The sequence below is a fragment of the Sandarakinorhabdus sp. genome (assembly GCF_051860625.1).
In the GTDB taxonomy this organism is placed as follows: domain Bacteria; phylum Pseudomonadota; class Alphaproteobacteria; order Sphingomonadales; family Sphingomonadaceae; genus Sandarakinorhabdus.
This window is the reverse complement of record NZ_JBHYDQ010000002.1, coordinates 295,809-312,128: the sequence shown is the minus strand read 5'-3', so window position 1 is coordinate 312,128 and position 16,320 is coordinate 295,809. Positions and strand designations below refer to the sequence as shown.

Annotated in this window: 18 protein-coding genes and 1 pseudogene; 10 read left to right on the top strand and 9 right to left on the bottom strand. The window is 64.4% G+C overall.

Translation table 11 applies throughout. The annotated features are described in order from the left end of the window. Window positions 1-84: 84 nt before the first annotated feature. Window positions 85-849, top strand: a pseudogene (locus ACTIEZ_RS04020) (IS256 family transposase); the annotation flags it as partial. Between the two features lie 155 nt (window positions 850-1,004). Here the strand turns inward: ACTIEZ_RS04020 and ACTIEZ_RS04015 are convergent. The 3 genes from ACTIEZ_RS04015 to ACTIEZ_RS04005 all read right to left on the bottom strand — a co-directional run bounded on the left by ACTIEZ_RS04015 (window position 1,005) and on the right by ACTIEZ_RS04005 (window position 2,601). Further along, complete coding sequence (locus ACTIEZ_RS04015) at window positions 1,005-1,412, bottom strand: hypothetical protein (protein WP_439545356.1); 408 nt, start codon at window positions 1,410-1,412, stop codon at window positions 1,005-1,007. Between the two features lie 78 nt (window positions 1,413-1,490). Next, entirely contained in the window at window positions 1,491-1,850 is a 360-nt protein-coding gene (locus tag ACTIEZ_RS04010) for a hypothetical protein (protein WP_439545355.1), read from the bottom strand. A 79-nt stretch (window positions 1,851-1,929) separates the two neighbouring features. Beyond that, on the bottom strand, window positions 1,930-2,601 hold the full coding sequence (locus ACTIEZ_RS04005; RefSeq protein WP_439545354.1) for a response regulator transcription factor: 672 nt from the start codon (window positions 2,599-2,601) through the stop codon (window positions 1,930-1,932). Window positions 2,602-2,995: 394 nt separating this feature from the next. On the opposite strand from ACTIEZ_RS04005, the gene ACTIEZ_RS04000 reads away from it, so the two are divergent. Continuing rightward, window positions 2,996-4,543: an acyl-CoA carboxylase subunit beta gene (locus tag ACTIEZ_RS04000; protein WP_439545353.1), complete on the top strand. Its 1,548-nt coding sequence runs from the start codon at window positions 2,996-2,998 to the stop codon at window positions 4,541-4,543. 282 nt (window positions 4,544-4,825) lie between these two features. On the opposite strand, the gene ACTIEZ_RS03995 is transcribed toward ACTIEZ_RS04000, so the two are convergent. Both ACTIEZ_RS03995 and ACTIEZ_RS03990 read right to left on the bottom strand, forming a co-directional pair. Next, entirely contained in the window at window positions 4,826-5,116 is a 291-nt protein-coding gene (locus ACTIEZ_RS03995) for a hypothetical protein (protein ID WP_439545352.1), read from the bottom strand. Between the two features lie 65 nt (window positions 5,117-5,181). Beyond that, window positions 5,182-5,994 carry an NUDIX hydrolase gene (locus ACTIEZ_RS03990; RefSeq protein ID WP_439545351.1) on the bottom strand — a complete coding sequence of 271 codons (813 nt, stop codon included), beginning with the start codon at window positions 5,992-5,994 and terminating at the stop codon, window positions 5,182-5,184. A gap of 105 nt (window positions 5,995-6,099) precedes the next feature. Between ACTIEZ_RS03990 and ispG the strand changes: the two genes are divergently transcribed. Genes ispG through ACTIEZ_RS03970 form a run of 4 tightly spaced genes read left to right on the top strand, consistent with a single transcriptional unit; the run spans window position 6,100 to window position 8,214 of the window. Next, a complete protein-coding gene (ispG, locus tag ACTIEZ_RS03985) occupies window positions 6,100-7,230 on the top strand; it encodes a flavodoxin-dependent (E)-4-hydroxy-3-methylbut-2-enyl-diphosphate synthase (protein WP_439545350.1) in 1,131 nt (376 codons plus the stop codon). 23 nt (window positions 7,231-7,253) lie between these two features. Further along, complete coding sequence (locus tag ACTIEZ_RS03980; protein ID WP_439545349.1) at window positions 7,254-7,583, top strand: hypothetical protein; 330 nt, start codon at window positions 7,254-7,256, stop codon at window positions 7,581-7,583. Then, window positions 7,580-7,747 carry a hypothetical protein gene (locus ACTIEZ_RS03975; protein ID WP_439545348.1) on the top strand — a complete coding sequence of 56 codons (168 nt, stop codon included), beginning with the start codon at window positions 7,580-7,582 and terminating at the stop codon, window positions 7,745-7,747. The genes ACTIEZ_RS03980 and ACTIEZ_RS03975 overlap by 4 nt, the downstream gene beginning before the upstream one ends. Then, a complete protein-coding gene (locus ACTIEZ_RS03970) occupies window positions 7,744-8,214 on the top strand; it encodes a GNAT family N-acetyltransferase (protein WP_439545347.1) in 471 nt (156 codons plus the stop codon). Before ACTIEZ_RS03975 ends, ACTIEZ_RS03970 begins: the two co-directional genes overlap by 4 nt. 133 nt (window positions 8,215-8,347) lie before the next feature. Here ACTIEZ_RS03970 and ppa read toward each other — a convergent pair whose 3' ends face one another. Further along, window positions 8,348-8,932: an inorganic diphosphatase gene (ppa, locus tag ACTIEZ_RS03965; RefSeq protein ID WP_439545346.1), complete on the bottom strand. Its 585-nt coding sequence runs from the start codon at window positions 8,930-8,932 to the stop codon at window positions 8,348-8,350. An 88-nt stretch (window positions 8,933-9,020) separates the two neighbouring features. Between ppa and ACTIEZ_RS03960 the strand changes: the two genes are divergently transcribed. Then, complete coding sequence (locus ACTIEZ_RS03960; protein WP_439545345.1) at window positions 9,021-9,347, top strand: DMT family transporter; 327 nt, start codon at window positions 9,021-9,023, stop codon at window positions 9,345-9,347. A 3-nt stretch (window positions 9,348-9,350) separates the two neighbouring features. On the opposite strand, the gene ACTIEZ_RS03955 is transcribed toward ACTIEZ_RS03960, so the two are convergent. Continuing rightward, on the bottom strand, window positions 9,351-11,261 hold the full coding sequence (locus tag ACTIEZ_RS03955; RefSeq protein WP_439545344.1) for a M61 family metallopeptidase: 1,911 nt from the start codon (window positions 11,259-11,261) through the stop codon (window positions 9,351-9,353). Between the two features lie 90 nt (window positions 11,262-11,351). Here ACTIEZ_RS03955 and hisS point away from each other — a divergent pair, with 90 nt between their 5' ends. The 3 genes from hisS to prmC are packed head-to-tail and all read left to right on the top strand — an operon-like array spanning window position 11,352 to window position 14,513. Beyond that, window positions 11,352-12,632: a histidine--tRNA ligase gene (gene hisS, locus ACTIEZ_RS03950; protein ID WP_439545343.1), complete on the top strand. Its 1,281-nt coding sequence runs from the start codon at window positions 11,352-11,354 to the stop codon at window positions 12,630-12,632. Window positions 12,633-12,642: 10 nt separating this feature from the next. Next, the gene (prfA, locus tag ACTIEZ_RS03945) at window positions 12,643-13,701 is read left to right on the top strand and encodes a peptide chain release factor 1 (protein WP_439545342.1); all 1,059 of its coding nucleotides are present in this window, start codon (window positions 12,643-12,645) and stop codon (window positions 13,699-13,701) included. Then, the gene (gene prmC / locus ACTIEZ_RS03940) at window positions 13,698-14,513 is read left to right on the top strand and encodes a peptide chain release factor N(5)-glutamine methyltransferase (RefSeq protein WP_439545341.1); all 816 of its coding nucleotides are present in this window, start codon (window positions 13,698-13,700) and stop codon (window positions 14,511-14,513) included. Before prfA ends, prmC begins: the two co-directional genes overlap by 4 nt. On the opposite strand, the gene mazG is transcribed toward prmC, so the two are convergent. Next, on the bottom strand, window positions 14,505-15,296 hold the full coding sequence (gene mazG, locus ACTIEZ_RS03935) for a nucleoside triphosphate pyrophosphohydrolase (protein ID WP_439545340.1): 792 nt from the start codon (window positions 15,294-15,296) through the stop codon (window positions 14,505-14,507). The genes prmC and mazG overlap by 9 nt on opposite strands. Beyond that, window positions 15,293-16,267: an alpha/beta fold hydrolase gene (locus ACTIEZ_RS03930; RefSeq protein WP_439545339.1), complete on the bottom strand. Its 975-nt coding sequence runs from the start codon at window positions 16,265-16,267 to the stop codon at window positions 15,293-15,295. Before ACTIEZ_RS03930 ends, mazG begins: the two co-directional genes overlap by 4 nt. Window positions 16,268-16,320: the final 53 nt, after the last annotated feature.

Genomic DNA, 16,320 nt, shown 5'->3' with positions numbered 1-16,320 from the left:
GCCGTCATCTTCGGCGAGCGGTTCATCAGGGCCATGGCGGCGTAATGTTCAACCGCCCGCCCGCACACGAAAATCCTTACAGTCCCGCTCGATGGCGAATGGCCCTATCTCTGGCTTGATGCCACCTACCTCAAGGTCCGGGAGGGCGGCCGCATTGTCAGCGTCGCCGCCATAATAGCGGTTGCCGTCAACACCGAGGGCAAGCGCGAGATCATCGGCTTGCACATCGGCCCGAGCGAAGCCGAGCCGTTCTGGTCGACCTTCCTCAAGGACCTCGTTCGCCGCGGCCTCAAGGGCGTCAAGCTGGTCATCTCCGACGCCCACGAAGGCCTGAAGGCAGCAATCACCCGCGTCGTCGGCGCCACCTGGCAACGCTGCCGCGTCCACTTCATGAGGAACGCGCTGGCGCATGTGCCCAAAGGCCAGAACACCGTTGTTGCCGCCGCGATCCGTCAGGTCTTCCTTCAGCCCGATCATGCCGCCGCCACCCAAACCTGGCGCAATGTCGCCGACCAACTCCGCGGCCGCTGGCCCAAGCTCGGCGCCTGTATGGATGCCGCCGAGCACGACGTGCTCGCCTACATGACCTTCCCAGAGCAGCACCGCGTCAAACTCCACAGCACCAATCCGTTGGAACGCTTGAACAAGGAGGTGAAGCGCCGTGCTGATGTCGTCGGCATCTTCCCCAACGAGGACAGCATCACCCGCCTGATCGGCGCAGTCCTTCTCGAGCAGAACGACGAATACCAGCTCCAGTGCCGCTACATGCAACTCGAAGGCATGACCGCGCTCGCCACACCCCAGATCGAGGAGGTTGCCCAGCTACAAATTACACCCAAAGCCGCCTGACGATGACGGCCCGGTGCCACACCCCAAATTACACCACATTGACGGACACGACCGTCGCGGGCCAGCAACAACACGGGCCGCCCATGCAATCAGCAGGGGCGGCCCGATTGTTGCGGCACTATCAATGATTGATATGCACGCTTTAGAACAATGGGTTAGTAGTCGGATAGCCGGCGATGGCGGGCTTCCAGCCACGTGCCGGCCATCAGCGCGAACATGACAGGGTACGACCAGAATACCAGCCCGACAGCATAGGCCCAGGCGTAGGCCCCCTGTTCCGCCATGCTGGCAACGTGCACCAAAGAGCCGACAAACTGGAACGCGGCTGCATACATTGGCCAGAAACGATCACTTTTCAGCGCCAGTACCAAGAGCCCGCCCAGCAGAACGAAATCCACCGCCAGCACGCCGGTTTCGGTGTGTGAATAATTCTGCTGAACCAGTCGTGAGACCAATGTGGCGATCACAAACGCAGCTGCGGCGGCCTTTTCATCAAAACCGCCATATTTGAAGGCGAGGTAACAGGCCGCACCAAGAGCAAGAATTCCAAGGATCGGGAACATAGCAATCTCCCAAACGCGCAAGGGCCGGACGAATTGCCGAAGCAATTTCGCCGGCCGCTCACGTCGATGACGGTAGACTCAGGCTGCCACAGTCAAGTGGCGGCGGGCTGGGGTGACGTCATCGGTCAGATGACCCTCCTCGGGCGGGCAGGTGCCATTGAAGTTGACAGCACCAAGGCCAACCTTCGTCTGCGCTTCACGAAGCGCTGCATGGGTGGCAATAATGCGGCCGCGGGCGGCCACGAGCTGCTGGCAGGTTTCCATGGCGCCCATGAGAGCGTCCTGACCGATGCAGGCAGACAGATGTGCCTCTTGGCGGGCCAGCGGCATTACCGCGGTGAGTTGAGCAACAGCAGCCACGGCAGCATCGATGGCGGCTTCTGCAGCGAACAGCTGCTCGGCGATCTTGTTGGCGGCGAGGCGACGTTCTTTCAACATGGCACAATCCTTCGGTAGCCGGCGCGCCAACGCGCCCGGGGGGTGGGTCGTTCTTCCGAACGACAGCCGTCCGGAAGTGCTAAATCAGCGTCTTGAGCGCGGCGAGGGCGGCGAGCACGCCACCAAACGTCATTGCGGACGCAAGTGCGATGAACAGCATCCAGCCAAGCCGGTGTCCGATCGCGAGATCATTTCGTGCGCCCCAGGGTCGCGTGGTCAGGAAGGGCCGGGCATCAATGCCAGGGTCGGGGGCTGCAATGCCCGGCCAATCCGTTGCAAGCGATGACCCGAGGGCCACAGTGCCTGCCAGTGCATCGGGCTTGGCGAGGGAGCCGCCTGATGGACCAGCATCCGGCCTGGATTTCAACTGGTGCAGCGGCCTTGCGAGGGATCCGGGTTCTAGCTGATTGGGGTCGCTGGAACGTTGGGCTGCACCGGTCTGCATCGAGGCCGGTGAGCCAAATGTGACCGGGGCTGCAACTTCCTCAAGCTCCGACGCCTGATATATCAATGATTGATAGTCTGCAGGCATTGAATTTGTTGTTGAATCTGGTTCAGACGCGCCTTCGTCGGCGATCAATGCCCTTGCAGCTTCGATGCGGTTCAGCACGTCCAGCTTGCGAATGGCATTGCGCAAACGCATGTCGACAGCATGGTGGGACACACCAAGCTGCCGTGCGATGTCCTTGGATGTCATGTGCTGATAGACGAGACGCAGACATTCGCGTTCGCCATCGGTCAACAGCTTCACGCGCGGGTTGCGCGGGCTTTCGGGCGCCGACCGTATTGTCACAGTAGGACAGGCGCTGTTTGACCGGCAAAAGTCAAGCGCAGGCGCGCCTTCGGCGCCCGATTTGTCCAGTAGAGACCCAATCAACATAGCCGCGACCCCTGCGACCCAAAACGACCCAATCTCTTCTATCTCGCGAATCAGGAAAGGTTACAAGTCTTAACGATGGTATCTGGTGGGGGATTCGCCCCATGGTGCCGATTCGTCCAGCCAAATGCGACAATGTTGCGTCGAATCCGGGCAATCGCCCGCCGAAGATCGTGACGATCGCGGCCAGAGACCATCAACATTGAGGCTTTTCGCCGCGCCCAACCCCTGTCAAGCTGCAGGTCAGGGTCTCCGGCGGGAGTGACAGATGAGCTGGGAACAGGAAATTGCCGAACTGCGCCGCCGCCAACAGGCCGCGAAGGCGATGGGTGGCCCGGAAAAGCTGGCGCGGCAGCGCGCGCACGGCAAGCTGAATGTCCGCGAACGGCTGACCGCGCTGGTCGATCCCGGCAGTTTTCACGAGATCGGCGCACTGTCGGGATTCGCCCAATATGGTGCCGATGGCGACATGCTGGCGTTTCAGCCGGCGAATTTCCTGTTCGGCCATGCCAGCATTGCCGGGCGTCCCGTGGTGGCGACGGCCGATGATTTCACCGTGCGTGGCGGCGCGGCCGATGCCAGCCTGCATCGCAAGCTGATCGCTGCCGAACAATTGGCCAGCGAATATCGGCTGCCGCTGATCCGGATGATCGAGGGCACCGGCGGCGGCGGCAGCGTGCGCACGCTGGAACTGGCGGGATACACCTATATTCCCGAGATTCCCGGCTGGGAGTTGATGACGGCCAATCTTGCCCACGTACCGGTGGTGGCGATGGGGCTGGGGCCGGTCGCCGGCCTGGGCGCCGGGCGGATGGTGATGGCGCATTATTCGCTGCTGGTGGAGGGTACGGCGCAGATGTTCGTCGCCGGCCCGCCGGTGGTGGCCGCGGCTGGCGAGCATCGCACCAAGGAGGAACTTGGCGGTGCATCCATCCATGCCGCCAATGGCGCGGTGGACGACCGGGTGGGCAGCGAGGCCGAGGCGTTTCTGCGCACGCGCTGGTTCCTGTCGTATTTGCCGTCTTCGGTGGACGAATTGCCGGCGCGCACGCCGTGTGATGATCCGGTGGACCGTGCCGATGACTGGTTGATCGGCGCCGTGCCACGGGATCCGCGCCGGCTGTATCCGGTGCGTCCGATCGTGCAGGCGGTGGTGGACAAGGGCAGTTGGTTCGAGATCGGCCGCGAATGGGGCACCGGCGTGGTGACCGGCTTTGCCCGGCTGGATGGCTGGCCAGTGGCGGTGATTGCATCCAATCCGGAATGCCTTGGCGGTTTGTGGACCGCGGCGACGGCGCGCAAGGTCGAACGCATGGTCGATCTGGCCGACACCTTCCACCTGCCGTTGATACAGATGGTTGATAATCCCGGCTTCCTGATCGGGCGCCGGGCGGAGGAAGAGGCGACAATTCGTTGGGGTTCCAGGGCCTTGACGGCAATCTATCAATCGTCGGTGCCTTGGGCGTGCGTGGTGATGCGCAAGGCCTATGGCATGGCGGGCAGCGGCCATGCGCCGGCGGACCGGTTCCGGTGGCGGCTGGCCTGGCCATCGGGCGATTGGGGCAGCTTGCCGATTTCGGGTGGGCTGGAGGCGGCCTATCGCGCCGAGCTTGAGGCGGCGGAGGATCCTGCGGCGCATCTGGCAGCGATCAAGGCGCGGTTGGAGCAGGTGCGGTCGCCATTCCGCACCGCGGAACATTTCGGGGTGGAGGCGATCATCGATCCGAGGGAAACGCGAGCCGAATTGTGCCGCTTTGCCGGGATGGCGCAGCGGGTGTTGAAGGTGGGGGTGAAGGGGCGGGGGCTTAGGCCGTAGGCCAAGCCGGCCGGCACGATCGCATCGCGATCGTGCCGGACTCGGCGCAGTGCCCGGACGGGCTGGCGCCTGGCCCGCAGGCCAGGCGCACAGCTTCGACGGCGCGGCTTTGCCGCGCACTTTCTGCCTTTCCTGCTTTTCGATGATCTTAGCGGACTCGGCGGCTTTGCCGCCGGCCGCGCCGATCTGGCTGTTTGTTTGACAAGAAAGAAAGCCAAGCCCCGCATCAAGTGCGGGGTGACGCGGTAATGGTGGTGCAGGCGTCCAATCGCGCCCCTGCGGTCACTCCGAAGGCGGTGACATCCCCATCGCGCGCATGCGCTTCATCCCTTCCGCCAGTTCGGGGCGGGTGACGAAGCCATCCTTGTCGGCATCGAGCAGGTTGAAGCCCATTTCGCGGCGGCCGGCGGCCAGCCATTCGTCCTTGCTCCATTTGCCGTCCTTGTTGGCATCGGCGGCCATCAGGCGTTGGCCGGCAGCGGATTGCGCGGGTTGAGGGGCAGTGGCTGGTGGTTCCTGGGCCATTGCGGGCGCAGCGAACAGGGCAAGCAACGCGGCAGCAAACAGGCGCATGACAATCTCCATCGGCAACGCATCAGCGTAGCAACGTAACCAACCGCTGCAATCCCCCGCCGGTTTCATTCGCGGCGCAAGGCCGCCACGCGATCGCGGGTCACGGGATAATCCAGGCCCTCCGGGATGGTCAGCCATTGTTCACCATCCACTATCTCGAACGCCGGCTGCACATAGGGGGCGGGCAGAGCGGTAACGGCAGCGAACAGCGCCGCAATCGTTTGATATTGCGCCAGCCTGTGCATGTTGCACCAGGTCGGGAACACCATTGCGGCAAGGCCGGCATCATAATCGGCCAGCGCCTGTGCGGCGGTGGTCCAGCGCAGCGCCTTGGCTTCGAAGCCATCTGGCGCGATGTCGGCGCTGGCGGAGCGGCCGGCATCGGCAAGGTAAAAGCGCGTATCGAAGCGGCGGACGATGGCCGCAGCGGACGGCGGTTCCCAACGGGCAAACGGGATGAAGCGCGCCGCGTCAACTTTGTGGGCCATGGCGCCGAGCATGGAGGCGAAGGTGGCGGCTTCGGCAGCATCCGGTCCGCTGGCCAGCGCCTGCCGGGCATTGGCCAGCGCGACGGGTTCGGGCAGCGGCCCTTCGGTGAGCAGCACGCCGGTTTCCTCCAGCGCTTCACGGGCGCAGGTCACGCGGGCGGCAGCATCAAGATCATCGAGGCCTGCAAAACCCGTTGCCAGAGCGGGATCGCGGGCGATGCCGATATCGGCCGCATCCACCCGCCCGCCGGGAAACACCAGCGCGCCGCCAGCGAAGGCCAGATTTTCGCCGCGCTGCACCAGCAGAAATTCCGGCACGCCGGCGGGGCCTGCCCGGGCGAGGATGACAGTTGCGGCCTGAATGGAGACGGGTTTGGGCGCTGCGGACATGACGGCGATGATAGGCCGCGTCTTGCATGGATGCACCCCTGTGCTATCGGGCAGGGCATCAAAAAGCCGCCGGGCAGGGCGCGAAAGTTGCAGGAGCCAAAAGGCATGAGCGTGCGTCCGTGGCGCGATATCACCCGTCGCAAGAGCCGGCAGATCATGGTGGGCAAGGTGCCGGTGGGCGGCGATGCGCCGATCGCCGTGCAGACCATGACCAACACCCCCACCGAAGACGCCGCCGCGACGATCGACCAGATCCGCGCCTGCGAAGAGGTGGGCGCCGACATTATCCGCGTGAGTTGCCCGACCAAGGAAGCCACCGCCGCCTTTGGCAAGATCACCCGCGCCGCGCGCGTGCCGATCGTTGCCGACATCCATTTCCATTACAAACGCGCGCTGGAAGCCGCCGATGCCGGTGCTGCCTGCCTGCGCATCAATCCGGGCAATATCGGCAGCCGCAGCCGTATCCGTGAAGTGGTGAACGCCGCCAAGGCCAATGGCTGCGCGATCCGCATCGGCGTGAATGCCGGTAGCCTGGAAAAGCATCTGCTGGAAAAATATGGTGAGCCCTGCCCGGAAGCGCTGGTGGAAAGCGCGCTGGAGCATATGAAATATCTGCAGGACGAGGATTTCCACGAGTTCAAGATCAGCGTGAAGGCCAGCGACGTGTTCCTGGCGGTCGCGGCCTACAACGGTCTGGCCGAAGTGTGCGATTATCCGCTGCATCTGGGCATTACCGAAGCTGGCGGGCTGATCGGCGGCACGGTGAAATCCTCCATCGGGTTGGGCATGTTGCTGTGGGCCGGGGTGGGCGATACCATCCGGGTGTCGCTGTCCGCCGATCCGGTGGAGGAAGTGAAGGTTGGCTATCATATCCTGAAATCGCTCGGCATCCGCGCCCGCGGTGTGCGGGTGGTGTCGTGCCCGTCGTGCGCGCGCCAGGGTTTCGATGTGGTGCGCACCGTTGAGGCGTTGGAAACGCGGCTGGCGCATATCACCACGCCGCTGTCGCTTTCGGTGCTGGGCTGTGTCGTGAATGGGCCGGGCGAAGCACGTGAAACCGATATCGGCCTGACCGGCGGCGGCAATGGCCGGCACGCGGTGTTCCTGAACGGCATTTCCGATCACGTGATCGACAGCGAGCAGATGCTGGAGCATATCGTCAAGCTGGTGGAGGCCAAGGCCGCCGAGATCGACGCGTTCAACGCTGCCGCTGCGGCTGCTGTCGCCGCCGAGTAAGCTGCGATGCGCGTGTTTCCGTAATGCACGGCGGTCCTCCACGCCCGCGCCGGGTGGAAGAGCCGGTGCGCCAGCAGGCCGTTGCCTATGGCTTTGCGGTGGGAACCTGGTGTTTCGGCATCGGCGCGGCTGTGGTGTTGATCGAGGCGATCAACCTGGGCTTTGATGCCGAACGGATCACCTGGATCGCGGCGCTGACCGGTCCGGCGGCACTGGCGTTTCTGTTGAAGCGGCTGTGGTTGCCGGATCGGGTCGATCGTGGCGGGCGCTATTGGTTGTTTGCGGTGCCGTCGGTGGCGCTGGCGTTTTTCGGCGTAATGTGGGTGTTTCGCGCGATGGGGCGCCTGTTGTGAGGCAGATGCTGTTTGTTGCGGCGTGGGCCGGTGTGGGGCTGGCAAAGATGGCGGCGCTGGTCTGGCTGATCGATGGAAACTGGCAGCGCGCCGTGGTGGCGCTGGTGCTGGCATGGATGCTGGCCGGCGCGGGCCTGGTGCTGCGCAGCCGGCGCGCGGCATGATCCGGCCGGCAACACGCGCTGACATTCCGGCCATTCACCGCCTGATCGTTGAACTGGCGATTTATGAAAAAGAGCCGGATGCGGTGAAGGCGACGCACGCCGATCTGCACGCCGCGCTGTTCGGTGCGCGCCCGGTGGCCGAATGTTTGCTGGCAGAGATGGGCGGCGAAGCGGTGGCGCTGGCACTGTTCTTCACCAATTTTTCGACCTGGACCGGCAAGGCCGGGATTTATCTGGAGGATCTGTTCGTGATGCCGGTGGCGCGCGGGCAGGGGTTGGGCAAGGCGTTGCTGCGTGAACTGGCACGGATCGCAGTGGCGCGTGGCTGTGGCCGGTTCGAATGGAGCGTGCTTGATTGGAACACGCCGGCGATCGGATTCTACGAAGCGCTGGGCGCCAAGCCCATGAACGAGTGGACGGCGATGCGCGTCGAGGGCGCGGCGTTGTCGGTGCTGGCGGGGCAGTAAATTCTCTATTCTTGCGGGAGAGGGCGGGGGCCAGCGCGTCACGATGGAAGGGTGAGGGTGGTCTTCCCCAAGTTCCCCTCACCCGGTTTGCTGCCCGAGTCCGCCCTCACCCGCAAGGGGAGAGGGGAACAGCTCAGCCGCGCGGGGCGCCGGGGTGCAGCTTCGGCTCTACCAGCAGGCGGCCGTCCTTTTCGGCGTTGTACCGATCGATCGATTCCAGGATCAGACGCTCTGCGGTGGCCTTGCCTTCAAAGCCCTGGCACTTCACCCATTTGCCGGGTTCCAGATCCTTGTAGTGAGTGAAGAAATGCTCGATCTGGTCGAGCACGATCTTGGGCAGATCGGTATATTCCGCCACATCCGAATAATAAGGGTAAACCTTGTTGACGGATACGCAGATCAGCTTGGCATCGCCGCCGCCATCATCTTCCATCATCAGCACGCCCACCGGGCGCACACGGGCGATGGAGCCGGGCATGAACGGCGTCCGCGCCACGATCAGCGCGTCGATGGGATCGCCATCATCGGCCAGCGTGTGCGGAATGAAGCCATAATTGCACGGATAGCGCATCGGCGTATGCAGGATGCGATCAACAAACAGCGCGCCCGACGCCTTGTCCAGTTCATATTTGACCGGTTCCCCACCCAGCGGGCATTCGATCACGACATTGACATCGTGCGGCGGGGCGACGCCAATCGGAATTGCATCGATACGCATGAGGGATGGTTCTCCTGTTGATCTGGTCGCGAGTTAAGGGGCTGGCGCGCAATAGTCCATGCCCGAATTACACCTGAAAGGGTTGAATATGACAATGATCTGGCCGTGGTTGGCGCTGCTGGGTGGCGGGTTGTGCGAAGCCGGCTTCACCACCGCGCTGCGCCATATCGATGGCGGCCGCAATCTGTGGGCATTGGCGGCGTTCATCGTGGCAGTAACGGCTTCCATGGGGCTGCTGGCGCTGGCCGGGCGTCACATCCCGATGGGCACGGCCTATGCAGTGTGGGCCGGCATTGGCGCGACGGCAACGGTGATCATCGGCGTCGCCTTTTACGCCGAGCCGATCAGCATCGCCCGCGGCCTGCTGTTGATCGGCCTGGTCGGCTGCATCGTCGGGCTGAAGGCGATCGGCTGACCACTATTTGCGCGGCGCCAGCAGTTTTTCGAGGCCGGTCTCGCCCTTGCCGAGCCGCTCCAGCCGCGGATAACGCAGGCCGCCGCTCCAGGCCAGATCGACGTTGTGGATGCGGTCGGCGGTCTTCACGGTCAGCTTGATCGGCTGTTTCGTGTCCCTGGCGGTGGTGATGGCGGCCCGCATCGCATCATCGCTGTAGGGTATTTCATTCACCGCCAGCAGCACATCGCCCACCGCCAGCCCGGCATCGAAAGCCGGCGTCGCCCAGATCACCTGGCTCACCTTGCCGGCAGGGCCGATCACCAGCCCGCCCGAAAAGGCCAGATTCAGCGTGCGGGCGGTGGCATCGATGAAGGCGGCGGTCGACTTTTCGGTATAGATCAGTTTCCAGCCGAGATATTCCAGGCCCCTCAATGGGGCACCATCGGCCTTTTCGGTCAGGCGGCGCTGCAGCAAGCCGGCCCAATCATAAGGCTGCACGGCGTTCAGATCGGCGACCAGGCTGGCCATGGTATAGGGTTTCACCCCCCAATCGCCGTCGCCGGTGCCGAAGAAACTCCGCGCGAAATCATCCAGGCTGCGCTTGCCGCCGCTTTCGCGCCGGATGATGCCATCGGCCTCCAGCCAGATCAGCATGCCTTCGGCATAATAATCCTCGCTGCGTTGGTAGCTGAGCCAGCCCTTGGGCAGGCGCGGCGTCATCACCGGATCGTTGGTGGTATCATCCAGGCTGCGCCAGCCGCGCGCCGGGCGGTTGTCGAGCGTGGCGGCAATCAGCGCGATCTGATCGATGGTCACGTCCGGCGCGACCAGGCCCGAACGCGCCTGCAGCACATAACCCCAGAACTGCGTCTGGCCTTCATACACCCACAGCATCGAATTGCGCATCGGCGTGCGGAAATCCGGGGTGACCAGATCGGCGCCGCGGCGGTGCTTGCCGTTCCAGCTATGGGTGAATTCGTGCGGCAGCAGATTGCGGCGGCCGGGGCCCCTGTCCCAATCGGTGAAATAGCCGGGATTGACGCCGTTTTCCGATGAACGGTGATGTTCCAGCCCGATGCCGCCCATCTTGTCGGTGAGGCTGACCAGCAGATCATAATGGTCGAACTGGCGGGTGCCGAACAGCTTGACGGCCTGCGTCACCAGATTGCGGTGCTTGTCGATCTGATCGGGCGTCGCCTTCAGGAAGCGGGCATCATCGGCAACGACATTCATCGTGACATTCTGGCCCAGATCCCATTTGGCAAAATGGCGGCCGGCGAAGAACGGGCTGTCCACCATCGCTTCGTAATCGATGGTGGCATAGGTGATGCGGTTGCCGCTGCGCGCAGCCTCCCGCATGGCACCGGCCGCCGTCCAACCTTCGGGCCAGGTGACCGACAGGTTGACCGGAATCTGCCGTGTGTACCAGCCAGCCGGGTAGATCGAGACGCTGTTTGGTTGCAGGTTCATCATGTCGGCGGTGACGACGATGCGCCCCTGCGGGTCATCGGTGGCGGACAGGAAATCGAACTTCACATCCAGCGCGGTGGCGCCGGCGGGGACGTTCACCCAGAAGGCATACATATCGAGCGGGTCGCGCTGCCATTGCAATAGGGTGCCGCCCGAGCGGATTTCCAGGCCGGCGACTTTCTCGATCTCGCCGCGCGGCGCGTGCTTGCCGGGCAGCCATTTCGGGAACAGCAGCGCCATGCGCTTGCCGGCCAGCGCCGGCGGAACGGGGATGGTTTCGGTCACCTTGAAGACGCCGCGAGCTGTGTCGGCGGCGTCCACGTGAAGCGTGAGGGCGCCGGGGAAGGGCGTGTCGCGCGCGGCGGGGACTTCGTCCACGATGGGCAGCGGTTGCGGCATCGACCGCTGGGCGAGGGCAGGGGCGGCGATGAGGGCGGCGGCGAGGAGCAGGAGCGTGCGCATAGGGGTTGGTTAGCGCGGGTTGTGCGGGTTTGCCAATCCCACCAAGCGCACCCGTTGCGCTGTGCCCAGCCACAGCTTATTGCCGCCACCATGAGCAAGGCCCCCCAGAAACCGCCCCAGAAGCCTCGGGGTACGCAAGACATGATCGGCGAGGCTGCAGCCCGCTTCGATCATGTGATCGCGACGTTCAACCGGGTGCGGCAGCTTTACGGCTTTGGCCGGGTGGAAGTGCCGGTGTTCGAGAGCACAGCCGTGTTCGCGCGCTCGCTGGGGGAGACAACGGATGTCGTGTCCAAGGAAATGTATGAGTTTCAGGACCGTGGCGGCGATTCGATGTGTCTGCGTCCGGAATTCACCGCCGGCATCGCGCGCGCGTTCATCGAGAATGGCTGGCAGCAGTTCGCGCCGTTGAAGCTGGCCACCTGGGGGCCGCTGTTCCGCTATGAGCGCCCGCAGAAGGGCCGGTTTCGGCAGTTCCACCAACTGGATGCGGAGATTTTGGGCGCGGCCGAGCCAGCGGCGGATGTGGAAGTGATCGCGCTGGGGCAGCAATTGCTGAGCGAACTGGGCATCGCTGACCAGATCGTGCTGACGCTGAACAGCATGGGCGATCCGGAAACGCGGAGCGCCTGGAGCGCGGCGGTCGCGGCGTATTTTGCCGCACATCGCGGCGATCTGAGCGAGGACAGCCAGCGCCGGCTGGACGCCAATCCGCTGCGGATTCTGGACAGCAAGGACGCCGGCGATGCTGCGCTGGTGGCGGGTGCGCCGCAGATCGATGAATATTTCACCGTCGAGGCCGGCGCGTTTTTCGAGAGCCTGCGCAAAGGTTTGCAGGCGAGTGGGATCGCTTGGCAGCGCAATGCGCGGCTGGTGCGTGGGCTGGATTATTATCGGCACAGCGTGTTCGAATTCATCACCGAAAATCTGGGGGCGCAGGGTACGGTGCTGGGCGGCGGGCGTTATGATGGCCTGATCGGCCATATGGGCGGGCCGGACACGCCGGCGGTCGGTTGGGCGGCGGGGATCGAGCGGTTGGCGATGTTGGTGGCGGAGCCGGCGTTGCCAAGTGTTGCTGTCGCGGTGGTTGGTGTCGGCGCAGAGTCCGAAGCACCGGCCTTGTCGTTGCTCAACGATTTGCGGCGGGCCGGCGTTGCGGCCGAGCAGGGCTGGCGCGGCAATCTGAAGAAGAAGATGGAGCGGGCCGGCAAATCCGGCGCGCGTCTGGCTGTGTTGATCGGCAGCGATGAGGTGGCGGCGGGCACCATGACGGTGCGCGATCTGGGCAGCGGTGAGCAAGTCGTTGTCAGCCAGGCCGAAGCGGTCACCGCCATTTGCGCGCGATTGGCAAGCGGCGGGTTGAAAGGGTGACTCCGCAACCATGACCCTGCCGATCGAGCGTATCGCCCAGATCGAGCGCCGCCATGCCCAGGTGGCGAACGATATGGGCAATCCGGCGCTGCCGGCGGAGCAGTTCGTGGCGCTGTCCAAGGATTATGCCGAGTTGACACCGCTGGTGACGGCTGCGGCAGCGTGGCGGGCGCTGCTGGCTGAGGCCGAGCAGTTGCGCGCCATTCCGGCCAGTGATGAGATGCACGAGATGGCCCAGGAGGAACTGGCCAGCATCATGGAACGCCTGCCGGCCGCAGAGCGCGCGCTGGCGCTGCAACTGCTGCCGCGCGATGCGGCCGATGAACGATCCGCGGTGCTGGAAATCCGGGCGGGGACCGGCGGGGATGAGGCGGCGCTGTTTGCCGGCGATCTTGCGCGCATGTATGAACGTTATGCGGCAAACCACGGCTGGCGCTGGGAAATCATCTCGGCGAATGTCTCCGATCTGGGCGGATTCAAGGAAATTGTCGCCAGCGTTGCTGGCGCCGGGGTATTTGCGCGGCTGAAGTTCGAAAGCGGCGTGCACCGGGTACAGCGGGTGCCGGCGACCGAGGCCGGCGGGCGCATTCACACCAGCGCGGCGACGGTGGCGGTGCTGCCCGAAGCCGAGGATGTCGATGTCGCCATCGACGAGCGGGATTTGCGCATCGATGTCTATCGCGCGTCGGGATCGGGCGGCCAGCATGTCAACACCACCGACAGCGCGGTGCGCATCACCCATATCCCCAGCGGCGTGGTGGTGGCGGTGCAGGACGAACGCAGCCAGCACAAGAACAAGGCGAAGGCCATGAAATTGCTGCGCACCAAGTTGTTCGACGCCGAACGCGAGCGCCTGGCCAGCACCCGCAGCGCCGACCGCAAGGCGATGGTGGGCAGCGGCGACCGTTCGGAGCGCATCCGCACCTATAATTTCCCGCAAGGCCGCGTGACCGACCATCGCATCAATCTGACCCTGCACCGCCTGCCCGAAATCATGGAAGGCGCGCTCGATGATGTGGTGGGCGCGCTGATTGCGGAGGATGAGGCTGCGCGGTTGGCGAGTTTGTGACCCGCATCATCGATCTGCTCAACGCCGCGGCAGCGCGCATTGGCGGGGAGACAGCGCGGCTGGATGCCGAAGTGCTGCTTGCGCACGCGATGGGCTGCACGCGCGGCGATCTGTTGTTGAACCAACAACGCAGCATCGACCCACAAGTTTATGAAACCATGGTCAAACGCCGCGCTGCCGGTGAACCCGTGGCCCACATTGTCGGCAGCCGCGAATTCTGGTCGCTCGATCTCATCGTCACGCCCGATGTGCTGATCCCGCGGCCGGATAGCGAGACGTTGATCGAGGTGGCGCTGCGCCTGTGTGACCGGCCGCCGACGCGCATCCTCGACCTGGGCACGGGTTCCGCCGCGCTGTTGCTGGCAGCGCTAAGCGAATGGACCAACGCAACCGGCCTTGGCATCGATGCCAGTGCGGCGGCGCTGGCCGTGGCGCAGGCCAATGCGGACCGCACCGGCATGGCGGCGCGGGCGGCGTTTCGCCTTGGCGATTGGGGGCAGGGATTGGAAGAACGCTTCGATCTGATCCTGTGCAACCCGCCCTATATTGGCACCAGCGAAGCGCTGTCGGACGAAGTCCGCGACCATGAACCTGCAGCCGCGTTGTTTGCCGGCGCCGACGGGCTGGATGATTATCGCCGTATCCTGCCGCAATTGGCAGGTTTGATGACTAATGATGGATTGGCCGTGCTGGAAATCGGCCATCGCCAGGGACCGGCGCTGCTGGCGCTGGCAGCCGGGCATGGACTTGCGGCAACACTGCATTGCGACCTTGCCGGCCGCGACCGCTGCGTGGCCTTGCGCTCAGGCTGATCCGCGCTCCGCTGCCTTGACGCGTTGCCAATATTTTTCCTGTTGGTCGATGCTCAGCGACGAGAAAGCCGGCCCGGCCAGTGCTTCCATCGCCTTGAAACGCCGTTCGAATTTGGCATTGCCGGCGCGCAACGCGGTTTCCGGGTCGATGCCGTGGCGCCGCGCCAGATTGGCGAGCACGAACAGCACGTCGCCAAATTCCTCGGCGCGATGCGCGTCATCGGTGGCGGCATCGAATTCGGCGAGTTCCTCATCGAGCTTGGCGCGGACGCCGGCGATGTCTGGCCACTCAAAGCCGACGCGGGCAGCGCGGGCCTGAAGTTTTTCGGCGCGCATCAAGGCGGGCAAGGTGGTTGCCACGCCATCAAGGGCCGACACCGGCTTGTCGGGGGCGCCCGCGGCAGCGCGCTCGGCGGCCTTGATGCGTTCCCATTCGCCTTTCTGCGCATCGGCATCGGCGGCGCGCTGGCCGTCGCCGAAGATGTGGGGGTGGCGGCGTTCCATTTTCTCGCACAGCGCCGTCACCACATCGGCGAGGCCGAAATGCCCGGCTTCCTCTGCGAGCCGGCTGTGGAAGACGACCTGGAACAACAGATCGCCGAGCTCCTTTTTCAGCTCGGCCATGTCGCGCGACGCAATGGCTTCGGCGACTTCATAGGCTTCTTCGATGGTGTAGGGCGCGATCGTGTCGAAATCCTGGGCGAGATCCCAGGGACAGCCAGCCGTCGGATCGCGCAGGCGCGCCATGATGCCGGCAAGGCGGTCGAGCGAGAGCGCGCTCACAGGCCGGCCACGAAGGCGGAGAGCGCGTCGTTGGTGGCGCCGGGCGCTTCCTGCTGCACCCAATGGCCGGCGCCTTCGATCAGGGTCGTCCCGCGGAAATCATCGCAGCCGGCGCCAGCCGTGGCGAACAAATCCATGCCCGGCGCGAAATAGCGCACCGGATCGCGGGTGCCGGCGATAAAGGCTGCGGGCTGGACGATGTGCTGGCCACGCAGGGGGATGGCTTGATCGAAATCAAGATCCTGCGCGCGATAACGGTTGAGCGGACCGCGCCAGCCACCGGCGGCGAAGGCTTGCTGGTACACGGCCAGATCGTGCGGTTGCAGCCAGGCGGGCAGCGGATTGGGCAGGGGGACGCCGTCCAGCAGAGTTGCGTCTGGGCCCTTGCGGCCGAAACCGGGGTAGGGTGCGTCACCCGACAGCGCGTGGTAGATTTTAAGGAGTGCATCGGGATCGGCGGCCAGTTCGCCCTCCGCCACGCCTTCGGCCTGAAAATAGAATTGATAGAAGAATTTGCCGGCATGCATCGCGCGCATCACATCCAGAAAGCGGGTATCGCCCCAAGGCGTGAACGGCACGCTGAGACCGGCGACGGCGGCGACATGATCGGGGTGGCGCAGCGCAGTGTTCCACACGATCGGCGCGCCCCAATCATGGCCGAACAATATGGCGCGGCCGCCCAGCGCATCGATCACGGCAGCGACATCGGATGCCAGCGCGGCCAGTGTGTAATCGGCAATGGCGTGCGGCTTGTCGCTGGCGCCATAGCCGCGCACGTCCATGGCGGCGATGGTGCGGCCAGCCTTGGCAAAATGCGCAAGTTGGTGGCGCCAACTATGTGACAGCTCCGGCCAGCCGTGGACGCACAGGATCGGCAGATCGTCGCTTTTATCCGGGCCGGCGATCATGACATTCAGGGCGATATTGCCATTCTGGACGGTGAGGCTGCGCATGTGGAATCCCCGGGACATGTTGGGCATTTGGTGGACGATTGGGAGGCGGGTTGGCAAGCTGATACGGTTGG

Bases quoted from the DNA above. Each gene is read 5' to 3' on its own strand.
- ACTIEZ_RS04000 (WP_439545353.1), top strand. From the start codon at position 2,996: ATGAGCTGGGAACAGGAAATTGCCGAACTGCGCCGCCGCCAACAGGCC.
- prfA (WP_439545342.1), top strand. From the start codon at position 12,643: ATGACCCTGCCGATCGAGCGTATCGCCCAGATCGAGCGCCGCCATGCC.
- ACTIEZ_RS03930 (WP_439545339.1), bottom strand. From the start codon at position 16,267: ATGTCCCGGGGATTCCACATGCGCAGCCTCACCGTCCAGAATGGCAAT.
- ACTIEZ_RS03955 (WP_439545344.1), bottom strand. From the start codon at position 11,261: ATGCGCACGCTCCTGCTCCTCGCCGCCGCCCTCATCGCCGCCCCTGCC.
- ppa (WP_439545346.1), bottom strand. From the start codon at position 8,932: ATGCGTATCGATGCAATTCCGATTGGCGTCGCCCCGCCGCACGATGTC.
- ACTIEZ_RS03970 (WP_439545347.1), top strand. From the start codon at position 7,744: ATGATCCGGCCGGCAACACGCGCTGACATTCCGGCCATTCACCGCCTG.
- hisS (WP_439545343.1), top strand. From the start codon at position 11,352: ATGAGCAAGGCCCCCCAGAAACCGCCCCAGAAGCCTCGGGGTACGCAA.
- ACTIEZ_RS03990 (WP_439545351.1), bottom strand. From the start codon at position 5,994: ATGTCCGCAGCGCCCAAACCCGTCTCCATTCAGGCCGCAACTGTCATC.
- ispG (WP_439545350.1), top strand. From the start codon at position 6,100: ATGAGCGTGCGTCCGTGGCGCGATATCACCCGTCGCAAGAGCCGGCAG.
- ACTIEZ_RS04010 (WP_439545355.1), bottom strand. From the start codon at position 1,850: ATGTTGAAAGAACGTCGCCTCGCCGCCAACAAGATCGCCGAGCAGCTG.
- ACTIEZ_RS03995 (WP_439545352.1), bottom strand. From the start codon at position 5,116: ATGCGCCTGTTTGCTGCCGCGTTGCTTGCCCTGTTCGCTGCGCCCGCA.
- ACTIEZ_RS03980 (WP_439545349.1), top strand. From the start codon at position 7,254: ATGCACGGCGGTCCTCCACGCCCGCGCCGGGTGGAAGAGCCGGTGCGC.
- ACTIEZ_RS03960 (WP_439545345.1), top strand. From the start codon at position 9,021: ATGACAATGATCTGGCCGTGGTTGGCGCTGCTGGGTGGCGGGTTGTGC.
- ACTIEZ_RS04015 (WP_439545356.1), bottom strand. From the start codon at position 1,412: ATGTTCCCGATCCTTGGAATTCTTGCTCTTGGTGCGGCCTGTTACCTC.